The sequence below is a fragment of the Consotaella salsifontis genome (assembly GCF_900167365.1).
Taxonomy (GTDB): domain Bacteria; phylum Pseudomonadota; class Alphaproteobacteria; order Rhizobiales; family Rhizobiaceae; genus Consotaella; species Consotaella salsifontis.
On record NZ_FUXL01000011.1, the window covers coordinates 122165 to 134774 of the forward strand.

General features: G+C 65.0%; 11 protein-coding genes. 5 read left to right on the forward strand and 6 right to left on the reverse strand.

What is annotated here, in order from left to right; genetic code table 11:
* Window positions 1-10 precede the first annotated feature (10 nt).
* Complete coding sequence (locus B5D38_RS15700; RefSeq protein ID WP_078709380.1) at window positions 11-898, forward strand: YicC/YloC family endoribonuclease; 888 nt, start codon at window positions 11-13, stop codon at window positions 896-898.
* Entirely contained in the window at window positions 895-1554 is a 660-nt protein-coding gene (gmk, locus tag B5D38_RS15705; RefSeq protein ID WP_078709381.1) for a guanylate kinase, read from the forward strand. The genes B5D38_RS15700 and gmk overlap by 4 nt, the downstream gene beginning before the upstream one ends.
* Before the next feature lie 44 nt (window positions 1555-1598).
* Here gmk and rsmA read toward each other — a convergent pair whose 3' ends face one another.
* From rsmA to lptG, 5 genes are all read right to left on the reverse strand, one after another.
* On the reverse strand, window positions 1599-2426 hold the full coding sequence (gene rsmA / locus B5D38_RS15710; RefSeq protein WP_078709382.1) for a 16S rRNA (adenine(1518)-N(6)/adenine(1519)-N(6))-dimethyltransferase RsmA: 828 nt from the start codon (window positions 2424-2426) through the stop codon (window positions 1599-1601).
* Complete coding sequence (gene pdxA / locus B5D38_RS15715) at window positions 2426-3448, reverse strand: 4-hydroxythreonine-4-phosphate dehydrogenase PdxA (RefSeq protein WP_342587363.1); 1023 nt, start codon at window positions 3446-3448, stop codon at window positions 2426-2428. Before pdxA ends, rsmA begins: the two co-directional genes overlap by 1 nt.
* 11 nt (window positions 3449-3459) lie before the next feature.
* Entirely contained in the window at window positions 3460-4392 is a 933-nt protein-coding gene (locus B5D38_RS15720; RefSeq protein ID WP_078709384.1) for a peptidylprolyl isomerase, read from the reverse strand.
* A gap of 310 nt (window positions 4393-4702) precedes the next feature.
* The gene (locus B5D38_RS15725; protein ID WP_078709385.1) at window positions 4703-7102 is read right to left on the reverse strand and encodes an LPS-assembly protein LptD; all 2400 of its coding nucleotides are present in this window, start codon (window positions 7100-7102) and stop codon (window positions 4703-4705) included.
* Complete coding sequence (gene lptG, locus B5D38_RS15730; RefSeq protein WP_078709386.1) at window positions 7102-8190, reverse strand: LPS export ABC transporter permease LptG; 1089 nt, start codon at window positions 8188-8190, stop codon at window positions 7102-7104. Before lptG ends, B5D38_RS15725 begins: the two co-directional genes overlap by 1 nt.
* Window positions 8191-8588: 398 nt before the next feature.
* Here lptG and B5D38_RS15735 point away from each other — a divergent pair, with 398 nt between their 5' ends.
* From B5D38_RS15735 to B5D38_RS15745, 3 genes are all read left to right on the forward strand, one after another.
* Window positions 8589-10091 (forward strand): leucyl aminopeptidase, encoded by a 1503-nt coding sequence (locus B5D38_RS15735; RefSeq protein WP_078709387.1) that lies wholly within the window; start codon window positions 8589-8591, stop codon window positions 10089-10091.
* 33 nt (window positions 10092-10124) lie between these two features.
* On the forward strand, window positions 10125-10577 hold the full coding sequence (locus tag B5D38_RS15740) for a DNA polymerase III subunit chi (protein ID WP_078709388.1): 453 nt from the start codon (window positions 10125-10127) through the stop codon (window positions 10575-10577).
* A gap of 197 nt (window positions 10578-10774) precedes the next feature.
* Entirely contained in the window at window positions 10775-11827 is a 1053-nt protein-coding gene (locus B5D38_RS15745) for an aldo/keto reductase (protein WP_078709389.1), read from the forward strand.
* 111 nt (window positions 11828-11938) lie between these two features.
* On the opposite strand, the gene B5D38_RS15750 is transcribed toward B5D38_RS15745, so the two are convergent.
* On the reverse strand, window positions 11939-12610 hold a 672-nt coding region (locus B5D38_RS15750), incomplete at its 5' end, for a methyl-accepting chemotaxis protein (RefSeq protein ID WP_245319272.1).

The following is a 12610-nucleotide window of genomic DNA, read 5'->3' on the forward strand; positions in this document are numbered from 1 at the left end:
AGGGTGAGAGATGTCGGTCGCCAGCATGACGGGCTTTGCCCGGTTTGAGGAACAGAACGGCGATTTCGGCTTCGTCTGGGAGATTCGCTCGGTCAACGGCAAGGGCCTGGAGCTGAAGACCCGCCTTCCTCAGGGGTTCGAGGCGGTTGAGCTGGAGATGCGCCGCGTCGCGGCCGACAGATTGAAGCGAGGCAACGTTCAAGTCTCGCTCCAGCTTCGCCGAGACGGCGAGCAACCGGCGTTTTTCATCAATCAGGATATGCTGGCCCAGCTTGTCGAGCTTTCGTCGAGGCTGGTGAAGGAAGGCAATGCCACCCTTCCAAGCGCCGATGGCCTGCTGTCGATCAAGGGTGTGATCGACGTCGCCGAGAACCCGGTCGACCAGAGTGTCCAGGAAGCACGGCAACGCGCCGTGCTGAAAGGCTTTGGTGCCGCGCTTGACCGCCTTGTCGCGGCACGGTTGGCAGAGGGCGAGGCTTTGAAGCAGGTGCTGCTTCAGCGGCTCGACGCCATCGAGTCGCTGGTGGCGGCGGCGGAGGCGGATACATCGCGCAGTCCGGAAGCGATCCGCCGGCGCCTTCAGGCGCAGGTCGAGATGCTGCTCGGGTCGGACGAGCGGTTGGAGGCGGGCCGGCTGCATCAGGAAGCGGCCGTGCTTGCCGCCAAGGCTGACGTGCGCGAGGAGATCGACCGTCTTGCGGCCCATGTCGAGGCGGCGCGGGCACTTCTCGATCAGGGCGGACCGATCGGCCGCAGGCTCGACTTTCTGTCGCAGGAATTCAATCGCGAATCGAATACAATCTGCTCCAAATCCAATGCGGCGTCGCTGACCACCATCGGGCTCGAGCTCAAGGTGATCGTCGATCAGTTCCGCGAGCAGGTGCAGAACATCGAATGAAGACTTCCGAAGAAATGCCCATGCGCTCCATCGCCCGCCGGGGCATCATGCTGGTGATCTCCTCGCCCTCGGGCGCGGGCAAGTCGACGATCGCGCGCACGCTGCTCGAATCCGACTCGCAGTTCTCGCTGTCGGTGAGCGTGACGACGCGCAAGCGGCGCGGCAGCGAAATCGACGGCGTCCACTATCACTTCATCTCGCCGGCCGAGTTCGATCGGCTGCGCAAGGACGATGCGCTGCTCGAATGGGCGGAGGTCCACGGTAACCTTTACGGCACGCCCCGCGAGCCGGCCGAGGAGGCCATGCGCCAAGGGCGCGACATGCTGTTCGACATCGATTGGCAGGGCGCTCACCAGCTTCAGGAAAAGGCGAAGGACGACATCGTCTCCGTCTTCATTCTGCCGCCGACCATGGCCGAGCTGAAGCAAAGGCTGCTCCGCCGCGCAGAAGATTCGACCGATACGATCGCCAAGCGCCTCAAGAACTCGAAGACCGAGATCGAGCGCTGGCCCGACTACGACTATGTCGTGGTCAACGAGGATCTCGACAGCGCCTTCACGGCGATCCGGGCGATCGTTGCGGCCGAGCGGCTCAGGCGGGTGCGCCGGCCCGGCCTTGCCGACTTCACCGCGCAGCTTCTCTCCGAGGACGTCTGAGACGAGCGGGCGAGCGCCTGAGCCACTGCTTTGGACGTGTGCGCTCAGATGAGTTCGGCGAGGCGGCAGAATTCGGCGACCGACAGGGTCTCGGCGCGCCGCGTCGGCTCTATGTCCGCTTTCTGAAGCAACGCTTCGCCCCCAAGCCCCTTGAGGCTCTGGCGCAACATCTTGCGGCGCTGGCCGAAGGCGGCGGCGGTGACGCGCTCCAGCTTTTCGAGCGCGACCGGCAGCGGCTTGGCGCGCGGCCGGATCTGCACGACCGACGACGTCACCTTCGGCGGCGGCGTGAAGGCCTGGGGCGGCACATCGAAGAGAATGTCCGCCTCGGTTCGCCAACCGCAGAGAACGCCGAGGCGCCCATAGTGGGATGAGCCGGGGGTGGCGACGATGCGCTCCGCCACCTCGCGCTGGAACATCAGCGTCAGGTCCAGCCATGCCGGCGGCCAGCTTGGCGTCGTCACCCAGTTCAAGAGAAGCTGCGTCCCGACATTGTAAGGAAGATTGGCCACGACCTTCAACGGCCGCCCCTCGCCAAGCCCTGTCAGGTCGACGGTCAGCGCGTCGGCTTCCAGCACCGTCAGCCGGCCCGGATAGTGGGCCGCGACTTCGGCAAGCGCCGGCAGACAGCGAGCGTCCTTCTCGATGGCGATGACGTGACGCGCGCCCGCCGCGAGCAGTGCCCGGGTGAGACCGCCAGGGCCAGGGCCGACCTCGACGACCGTCGCCTCGTCGAAGGGCAGCGCCTGGCGCGCGATCTTCGAGGTGAGGTTCAGGTCGAGCAGGAAATTCTGGCCGAGCGCCTTCCGGGGATCGAGCCCATGCTCGGTCATCACCACCCGAAGCGGTGGCAGATCGTCTATGACGCTCATTAGCTGCCGCTAGGAGAAGCGGGAGCGCCGGCGGCCATCCGGGCTGCGAGCCTCAGCGCGGCGACGAAGCTCTGTGGCCGGGCTTTTCCGGTGCCGGCAATGTCCGATGCGGTGCCGTGGTCGGGCGAGGTGCGGATCAGCGGCAGGCCGAGGGTGCAGTTGACCGTCTGGTCGAAGGCCAGCGTCTTGGCCGGAATAAGAGCCTGATCGTGGTACATGCACAGCGCCACGTCGTAGCGTTCCCGCGCCTCGGGATGGAACATCGTGTCGGCGGGAAGCGGCCCGAACGCGTCAATCCCTTCGCTGCGTAGGGCTTCGACCGCGGGGCGGATGATCTCCTCGTCCTCTCGCCCGATCACCCCCTTTTCGCCTGCGTGGGGATTGAGGCCCGAAATGGCGAGCCGCGGCCTTTCGACGCCGAGGCGGGCGCGATAGTCGGCATCGGTAATCCGCGCCGTCTCGACGATCAGCTCCTTCGACAGCGCCCTCGGCACGTCCGCGATGGGAATATGGATGGTCACGGGAACACAGGACAGCTCCGGCCCGGTGAGAAGCATCACCGGACGCGACGGATGGCCCGTGCGGCGTGCCGCGAGCTCGGCGATGAATTCGGTATGGCCGGGATGGCGGAAGCCGGCGTCATAGAGCGCCTTTTTGTCAATCGGCGCCGTCACGAGAGCGCTCGCCGCTCCCGTGAGGGCGAAATCGACGCCTCGCTCTATGGCCTCGATCGTTCCTGCCGCGTTTTCGGGCGCGATCCGTCCCGGCTCGTCGCGGTGGCGCGCCGAAAGAGGCAGTACGGGCAGGGCGGTCGGGAACACGCCGCCGGCCCCTTCAGGCTGTCCAATCTCCGAAAGCACGATGTCGAGGCCGAGGCTTTTGGTCCGGCTCGACAGCATGGCAGGATCGGCAAGCATGAAAAAAATCGGCAGCCCAAGCTCGTGGCGCGCGGCAAAGGCCTGAAGCGCGACGTCCGGCCCAATGCCGGACGGCTCTCCGATGGAAACCGCGAGCGGAGCCATGGCGCCGCTCGTCATTTGCGGACGATCCGCGCCTTGTCGCGAAGCGTCTTCAGCACGTCCTCGCCGGGCGCCTGCTTGCCCAGCGCTTCCATGTCCTGCTGCTGGTAGACCATCGCCGCGACCTTGTCGTCGGAGATCTTCTGGCTGTCGCAGACGGCGATGAACTCGACACCACGTTCCGTCGTCTTCGGCGCCGTTGCCCGCCCGACGGGCGTCGAGATGATGGCGTCCTTCCAGTTGGGCGGCAGTTCCGGCTGGGTCACGCGCCCGAGGTCGCGCACCGTGACGTCCCTCAACCCCTTGGCGAGGTCGTAGGTCGCTCGACAGGAGGTGAAACGCGAGCGCAGCTGGTTCGCCTCCTGCATCCGGCGCGAGGTCTCGCCCTTCTTGCTTTCCGGAACGACGAAGATCACCTGCTGAAGGGTATATTCCGTCGTCGAGGGCTTGTTGCCGCCATCGGCGAGCATGCGCTGCACGGCGTCCTGCTCGCTCACCTTCTGGTCCTGCCGCAGATGCTGACGCACGACCTCACCCCAGCCGATCTGGATGCCGATGAACTCCTTGAAGGCGTCGGCGGAGAAGCCGGCCTGACGAAGGACTTGCCCAAGCTGTGCTTCGCTGAGCTTGTTGTCGGACGCGAATTTGGCATAGGCCTGATTGATCATGGCATCCGGGATCTGGATGCCGCGGCGGCGCATCTCCTGCCGCTTCAGGGCCTCGTCGATGAGCTCGTTCTCGGCGACGGTCGTCGGATTGCCATTCATGTGGCGCAGGCGCACGAATGCCGCCCGCTGCGCGATCGCGTAGCTGGTGATCGGCATCTTGTTGACCACCACCTTTACCTCCGACGCGGCCTGTGCCGGAGAAACCGCGATACCGATCGGCACTGCCGCCGCCAGAGCGCCGGCCATGAGGATGCGGGCGGAAAGGGCGCGGATATTCATCGTGGAGCGGTCTCCCAGGTCTCGATCGTCGGTTGGAGCTGCGGATCTATGCGGCAAGATGAACTCTTATGCCACAACGCGCTCTATACTGCAGCTTTGTCGAAAGCGTGAAATCTTCCATGTCAAGATAGCGTGACGGTGGCGAGAGCCCGGAGCGGCACTCATGTCTGCCCGCACGATCGTTTCAAAACGACCGGTCAAGCCGCTTTGGCTGCCCCATCGCAAGGCTTGCCGGCTCGCGCTGGCGGCAGAGGTTTCCCCGTCCGCCCTGCCGCAAGGCGCGCCGCCCGGCTCTCGCGGCTGCGCGTCGTCACTTCTCCGTGCCAAGATCGTAGGAGGTGCCGAAATCCGCGATGGTCCTGAGCCCCACCTGGAAAAGCAGAGTCCGCGTGTTGACGTCCTGGGCGTAGCGGTCCTCCGTTTCGCGATAGGTCGCCAGAAGACTGAAGCACTCGTTCGCGTAGCCAAGACCAAACGCCTGAGAGATCTGCGTCGAATTGGCGATGTCATAGCTCATCTCGCCGAAGGCGGACCAATTCTCGTCGAGTGCGATTCTACCCGTCGTCGTGATCTGCTGGCGGTCGTCGGGGAAGCCATAGATCGGCTGCGGCGCAATGTCGGAGTAGGTCACGCCAACGCTGAACCGGCTCCGGTTGAGGTTCGCCGAGACGTCTGTGCGCTCCAGCCCGAAGTCGTCCTTGTCGAAACGCCCCTGCACGCCAACGGAAAGACCGATAGGCATGCTCACGGCGGCGGAGGCGACATAGTCCGAAACATCGCTCTCGAGCCCGGAATCGTAGCCGACGAGCGCGAGGTCTCGCTGGGCGAAAGAGTTCTGCCCGGCCAAGTGATAGGATTGGCCGAACATGGCGTCGAGCGTATAGCCCGTGTCGAGCGTGCCGAGATAGTGGATGCCGAGATTGGCGCGCGTGCCGCCTTCGATGCGGTCATAGCCGGCGAACTTGTCGAGCTGGAACAGGTTGCCGGTATTGAATACGAGACCTTCCGAGTCTTCGTTGGGCAGAAGCCCGATATTCGTCTCGTCCGGGCGAAGGATGATCTGGCCGATCGGCTCGATGACGTGGCTGCTGTGAGCGGTCTCGATCAGATAGGGATAGCGCGCCTCCAACGCCGCCGTCGGCATGAAGCGGGCCCCGGAGTCGTCCAGCGAATAGCCGGATTGGTAGGTCGGCGAGAAATCGTCGATCTCCATGTTCGCGCTGTAGAAATCGCCTCGTACAGAGAGCATGGGGGTGACGAGGACGCCGCCGAGAACGTTCTCTGTCTTTTGCCAGGATAGTTCGCCGGACGCGCGGGAATAGTCACCTTCCATCGCCGTGTGGCGATAAATGTCCTCTCGGTAGGCACCGCCGTAGCATGCGCCGTTGTAAAAAGAACTCGGCTCGCAGATGAGCGATGCCGCGGGATAGCTGTCGTTGCGACGCAGATGGGTCAGGTTGAAACGCGCCTTTGCCTCGCCGCCCAGGATCGGGTCGTCCTCGATCCGCTCATAATCGAGTGAAGGCAGGACCTCCGGCTGGATGTCGCTGTCGAGCTCGGTCGTGCTCTGCACATCGAACTTCTGTGCCCGAAGATCGAAATAGCTTCGATCGCCGAGGCCCGTCAGGAACACCTCGGAGGTATGATAGACGTCGGAGTAGTTGCTGACCTTGTAGGTTCTGGAGAAGTTCTGATCGCTCTGCTTCAGAAGGTCCCAGCCGAAGACCCAGCGATCGCTGAGCTCGAACTCGCCCCGGCTCGCCACCATCCAGCGGCCGTCCCTGTCGTCGGGAGTGTTGTCGAGGAACTCGTCCGGAGATCTCTGGGAAATGCCCGCAGCCTGAAACGTGTAGTAGCCGTTGGAAAGCGCCTGGCGCCACTCCGCCTCCCCAAGGAAGCCCTGCTTGGAAAAGTAGGTTCCGGTGACGGTGAGATCACTCGAGTCGGACACGGCCCAGAAATACGGGACGCTGGCGCCATAGCCGAGCTTGCTGGAGCTGCGGAACTGCGGCATCAGGAAGCCGCTCTTGCGCTTCACCGTCGGGTCCGGGCTCTGGAAATACGGCATGTAGGCGATCGGGGCGCCGAACACCTCGAAATGAGCGCCGTAGTAGCGAACTTCCTTTTCCTTCTGATCCCAGACGATCTTCCGCGCCTTGACCTGCCAGAGCGGGGCGCGTTCAGGATGCTCCCGGCACGGCTCGCACGCGGTATAGAGGCCGCGCTCGAACGTCGTCTCATCGCCATTGCGGCGAACCGCCTCGGCGGCGGCGAAACGGGTGTTGGCCGGCGTTTCGATTCGCAGCGCCTGGACGAAGCCGTCGGTGAAATCCTCCGTCAGGTCCGCGTGGTCGGCATAGACCTTGTTGCCGTCGGGCTGCTGAAGCTCGACGTCGCCATCGGCGATGAGACGGTTGGTCTTCTGATTGTACGTCACCTGGCGGGCGACGAGCTTGTAGCCGCCATAGTCGATGCGCACGCCGCCCGTGGCCGAGACGGTCTGGGCGTCCGTGTCATAGGTGACGGTGTCCGCCTCGAGCAGCATCTTGGCGCCGGATGGGATCGACACCGCCGAGCCCAGATCCGTCGCGTCCTGCGCAAGCGTCGAACGGGGAGTCAGAGAGGTACTGGCGAGACCCAGCGCGAGAACGCACGCCGTAACGCGCAGCCCTCTCGTCGCCTCCCAGCTTCCTGTCCCTCTCGATGCCATTAACCGTCCTCCTGGTGCAGCAGGATCGTTATCCCAAAAAGTCCGGCGGCAACAGCCGGAAACCACGCTGCGACGACCGGCGGCACCACAGCGTTGCTTCCGAGCGCCTTCGCCAGAAACGTCACGACGTAAAGCGCGAAACCGGCGATGATGCCGCTGACGATCGTCCTAGCAGACTGCCCCATTCGCGCAAACCTCACCGAAACCGTTGCCGCCACCAGCGTCATCGCCAGGAACAGCGCGGGCATCGCGATCAAGGTATTGTATTGCATGGAGAAGGCATTGACGTTGTAGCCCAGATTCTGGGCCACATCGATCTTGGAATAGAGCTCCCAGATCGGAATGGTCTCCGGATCGGCGAGCTGCTGCTCGACATATTCCGGTCGCAGGCGCGTCGGAAGGCGCAGCGTGTCCTGGCGTTCCGGCGCGTATCCGACCTTGGCAACCGTCGCGTCCGAGAGAACCCAGGCATTGTCGACGAGCGTCGCCTTGGTCGCATCGATTCGCTCGCGCGCTACGCCGTTGTCGTCGAGAATGAAGGCGGTGACACCGTTGAGCTCGATCCCGCCCCGTGTCACCGAGCTTGCCCCGATCACCGAGACGATCCCCTCCGCGCTTTGGCGAAACCAGGGGATGCGGTCGGTCCGTTCGGTGGCGAGGCCCTGTCCCGTCGCCTCGGCCTGGATCGCCTCCGAGGTTCTCAACGCCCAGGCGGCAAGGGGGTTATAGGCTCCCGTCACGGCGATGCCGACGAGGAAGGAGCCGGCCAGGAAGGGGGCGAGAATCTGCCAGATCGAGACGCCGGCGGCGCGGGCGATCACCAGTTCGAGTCGGCGGTTCAGCGACAGCAGCGTGAACACCGAGGAGAACAGGATGATGAAGGGAAACGCCTGCTGGACGAAGGCCGGGACCCGAAGGGCGGAGATGAGCGCGAGCTCTCCGGCGCTGAAGTTGTCGGAAACGCTGCGGCGGCTCAGCTCGATCATATCGATCAGATAGATGAAGAACGACGAGGCCACGAACGTGGCTATGACGCTGGTCAGATACCGCTGGAAAAAATAGCGCCCAAGGGTCAGGAAGGCCGTCAACAGGAGGCGCCTCGCTCACCATGTTCGGGAGAACGCGCGCTGACGGCTGATGGCCGGGCCTTAAGGAAGGCGTTGTCTAGGAAAAGCGCCATCGATCCCAATCCGCCCGAATATCCTCATCTCGAATTCACCATTGGTGTTGCACAAAGCACACCAAGCGGCTCCGCCGATCAGGCGAGAGCCAATTCCTGCTGCATACACTGGGACAGCTTGGCTAAAGAAGGGCAAAAGAACGCGGTTAACAAATTCCTGAGGCATCGGCGATGCACCCTTGCAATGGCCCGCCGCCATACGCATGATAATGCATATCAAGGTCGGCCCTCGTCGCCGCCTCCGGGCATGGACCGCCCGTCCGCCTTTCCGGCCGTCCGTTCCCTCCCTTTTACGTTGGAGATTTCATGTCAGTGCTACCCACCGTGCGCATGACCGCGCTCGAGTTGCCCTCCCGGGGCGTCTTAGTCGTCCTGGCGGGCGAGGGCGCGGCGGTGGCCCCTTCGCTTCCGGCCCATCTGGCCGATCTCATCGGCCGTGCCGCGCGCATCGGCAAGTTCAAGGGCAAGAACCTTTCGACCCTCGACCTGATCGCTCCGGCGGATGTGCCGTTCGAGCGTGTCGTGGTGGTCGGCACCAAGAGCGATGCGCCCTACGGTGAAGAGGATTGGTTGAAGCTCGGCGGTGTCGTCGCCGCCAAGATCAAGGGCGCCGAGGCGCCCGTAATCTGGACCGATCGCGCCGAAGGCGGTCCCGTCGCCGCCGCCGACGTGGCGGCCATCGCCCAGGGCCTTCTGCTCAGGACCTATGAGTTCAAGCGCTACAAGTCCGCTCAGAAGGCCGACGAGGAAGACGGCGACGCCGTTTCCGCCGAGGTGACGATCGCCGTCGCCGAGCCGGATGTGGCCCGTCCCGCGCTTGCTGTTCGCGAGGCGATCGCCGCGGGCGTCGCGCTGGCTCGCGACCTCGTCAACGAGCCGGCCAACGCTCTGGGACCAGTCGAGTTCGTCGAGCGGATTTCCGAGCTTCAGCAGCTGGGCGTCGACGTCGAGATTTTGACCGAGACGGAGATGAAGTCCCTCGGCATGAACGCGCTTCTCGGCGTCTCCCAGGGCTCGCCCCGGCCGCCGCGTCTGGCGATCATGCGCTGGAACGGCGCGACGGACGCAAACGAGGCGCCCGTCGCCTTCGTCGGCAAGGGCGTCTGCTTCGACACCGGCGGTGTTTCCATCAAGCCCGCCGCCTCCATGGAGGACATGAAGGGCGACATGGGCGGCGCGGCCGCCGTCACCGGCCTGATGCGCACCTTCGCGGGCCGCAATGCCAAGGTCAACGCCGTCGGCATCGTCGGCCTGGTCGAGAACTCGGTCGACGGCGCCGCGCAGCGCCCCGGCGATATCGTCAAGGCCATGTCGGGCACGACCATCGAGGTCCTGAACACCGACGCCGAGGGCCGTCTCGTCCTTGCCGACGCGCTCTGGTACTGCCAGGAGCGCTTCAAGCCGCGCTTCGTCGTTGACCTCGCGACGCTCACCGGCGCCATCATCGTCGCCCTCGGCCATCACCACGCCGGGCTCTTCTCCAACGACGACGAATTGGCCGAGCGGCTCTTTTCCGCTGGCAAGGAGACGGGCGAGAAGGTGTGGCGGATGCCGCTGGGCCGCGAGTACGACAAGCACATCGAGGGCAAGTTCGCCGACATCAAGAACATCGGCAACGGTCGGGCCGGCGGCAGCATCACGGCGGCGCAGTTCCTGAAGCGCTTCGTCAAGGATGTGCCCTGGGCCCATCTCGACATCGCCGGCACGGCCATGGGCGCGCCGTCCAACGAGTACAACCAGTCCTGGGCCTCGGGCTTCGGTGTTCGCCTGCTCAACCATCTGGTCGAGGCGAACTACGAAGAGAAATAGGCCCTGGCCCTTGGGAAGGGGGAAGCGCCCGCGATGGCGGAGGTGCTTTTCTATCACCTGACGGAAAGTCGGCTCGAGGAGGCTCTGCCAGAGCTCCTCGAGCGGTCGCTGGCGCGCGGTTGGCGCGTCGTCGTCCAAACGGCCAGCGAAGAGCGGCGTGACGCGCTGGACCATCATCTGTGGACCTTTCGCGACGATGCCTTCCTGCCCCACGGGACGGACGCCGAGAGCAACGGCGCGCTCCAGCCGATCCTCCTGACCGTCTCGGACGATCAGGCGGTGAACCAGCCGCATGTGCGCTTCATGGTGGATGGCGCCGTCCCCGCCTCGCTCTCCGGCTATGAGCGCGGCGTCTACCTGTTCGATGGGCATGACATGGAACAGGTCTCCGCCGCGCGCTTGCGCTGGACTGCGGAAAAGGCCGCGGGCCACACCGTGACCTATTGGCAGCAGACCGAGGATCGGCGCTGGGTTAAGAAGGCCTGATCCAGCTCTGAGAATGGCGGCGGCGCCGCCTCTCCGCTTCGCCCCATCCCCTTGCTGTCCATCCGCCCTATTTGCTTCCCCGGCTTTCGGCAGCGCGGCTAGCCCGTCGCCTCCCTGGTGGGGGTCTCGGCGGCCGGAGGAGGGCGTTGGCTTATCGCCGTCGTCCTGCCGACACCAAGGGGAAGGAGAAAAACTTCATGGAATACCGCACGCTCGGCCGGACGGGGTTGAGGGTCTCGACCCTGACTTTCGGCACGATGACCTTTGCCGGCTCCGGCGCCTTCAAGGATGTCGGCAACACCGATCTCGCCGGCGCGAAGAGGCAGGTCGACCTCTGTCTCGATGCCGGCATCAATTTCTTCGACACGGCCGATATCTACTCCGCAGGCCAGTCCGAGGAGGTGCTCGGCGAGGCGATCGCCGGCAAGCGCGACAAGCTGCTCATCGCCACCAAGGCGCGCTTCCGCATGGGCGAGGGGGCGAACGACGCCGGCCTCTCGCGTCATCATCTGATGAAGGCGTGCGAGGCGAGCCTCCGTCGGCTCAAGACCGATCACATCGATTTCTACTGGCTGCACGAGTGGGACGGCCAGACGGCGGTCGAGGAGATGCTGTCGGCGCTCGATACCCTCCAGCGCGCCGGCAAGATCGGCTCCTTCGGCGTTTCCAACTTCTCCGGCTGGCACGCGATGAAGATGCTGGGCGCCTCGGAGCGGCTCGGCCTGCCGAGGCCGGCGGCTCAGCAGATCCATTATTCCCTCCAGGCGCGCGATGCCGAGAGCGAGCTGATCCCCGTCGCGATCGACGCGGACCTGCCGCTCGTCGTCTGGTCGCCGCTCGGTGGCGGGCTCCTCAGCGGCAAGTATCGCCGCAATCAGCCCTGGCCGGAGGGTACGCGCCTTGCCGGCGACTGGACGGAACCACCCATCCATGATGTCGAGAAGCTCTATGACATCGTCGATGTTCTGCTCGAGGTCGCTAACGGGCTCAATGCCACGCCGGCGCAGGTCGCGCTCGCCTGGCTCCTCGGCCGGCCGGGCGTCGCCTCGCTGATCGTCGGAGCGCGCACCGAGGCTCAGCTCAAGGACAATCTGGCGGCCGCCGAATTGAAGCTGCCGGAAGATGCGAGGGCCAAGCTCGACCAGGTCAGCCAGAAGCCTCTGCTCTATCCCTATTGGCATCAGGCGAAGACGGCGAGCGACCGTCTTTCCGAGGCCGATCTCTCCTTGTTGAAACCGTTCATCGGCTGATGCGGGACAGGAGCGGGAAGAGCCTTTCCAGCCCGTTGCTTAAGAGAACAAAATGAAGGGGCGGCGGGCGATGATCGCCGGCCGCCCCTCGTCTTGTTTGGTCCGTTCTGGTCAGAACTCTTCCCATCCGTCGTCGCCGCCGGCCTTGGCCGGGGCGCCGTCGGTTCCGGTCGCCTTCATCGCGGGCACCGGACGCGGAGCGGGTCTGGCTGCGGCCGGACGGGCAGGCGCGGCCGCGCGCGGCGCGGGAGCCGGGCTTTGGCGCCTGGCCGTGCGCCCGGCCTGCGCCGCATGGCCGGACTTGGCCGCCGTCTTGAACTGGGCGATCAGCTGGGCGAGGTGGTCGGTCTCGTTGGCCAGCGACTGTGCCGCCGCCGTCGTCTCCTCCACCATCGCCGCGTTCTGCTGCGTCACCTTGTCCATCTGATCGGCGGCCGAGGAGACCTCCTTCAGCGTCACGGCCTGCTCGCGGGCGCTGCGCGCGATCTCCTTCACCTCCTGGCTCATCGATGCCACCTGGGCGACGATCTCCTCCAGGCTCTTGCCCGAGGCCGTCACCAGATCGACGCCCTGCTCGACATGATGATGGGAATTGGAGATGAGGTCCTTGATCTCGCGCGCCGCCTCGGCCGAACGCTGGGCGAGGGCGCGAACCTCCTGCGCGACGACGGCGAAGCCCTTGCCCGCCTCGCCGGCGCGCGCCGCCTCGACGCCCGCGTTCAAGGCGAGAAGGTTGGTCTGGAAGGCGATCTCGTCGATGACGCCGATGATCTTGGAGATTTC

What these genes read in the sequence shown, in the direction of transcription:
- B5D38_RS15740 (WP_078709388.1), top strand. Translation starts at nt 10,125, where the DNA reads ATGGCGGAGGTGCTTTTCTATCACCTGACGGAAAGTCGGCTCGAGGAG.
- B5D38_RS15745 (WP_078709389.1), top strand. Translation starts at nt 10,775, where the DNA reads ATGGAATACCGCACGCTCGGCCGGACGGGGTTGAGGGTCTCGACCCTG.
- B5D38_RS15720 (WP_078709384.1), bottom strand. Translation starts at nt 4,392, where the DNA reads ATGAATATCCGCGCCCTTTCCGCCCGCATCCTCATGGCCGGCGCTCTG.
- pdxA (WP_342587363.1), bottom strand. Translation starts at nt 3,448, where the DNA reads ATGGCTCCGCTCGCGGTTTCCATCGGAGAGCCGTCCGGCATTGGGCCG.
- B5D38_RS15735 (WP_078709387.1), top strand. Translation starts at nt 8,589, where the DNA reads ATGTCAGTGCTACCCACCGTGCGCATGACCGCGCTCGAGTTGCCCTCC.
- B5D38_RS15700 (WP_078709380.1), top strand. Translation starts at nt 11, where the DNA reads ATGTCGGTCGCCAGCATGACGGGCTTTGCCCGGTTTGAGGAACAGAAC.
- B5D38_RS15725 (WP_078709385.1), bottom strand. Translation starts at nt 7,102, where the DNA reads ATGGCATCGAGAGGGACAGGAAGCTGGGAGGCGACGAGAGGGCTGCGC.
- gmk (WP_078709381.1), top strand. Translation starts at nt 895, where the DNA reads ATGAAGACTTCCGAAGAAATGCCCATGCGCTCCATCGCCCGCCGGGGC.
- rsmA (WP_078709382.1), bottom strand. Translation starts at nt 2,426, where the DNA reads ATGAGCGTCATAGACGATCTGCCACCGCTTCGGGTGGTGATGACCGAG.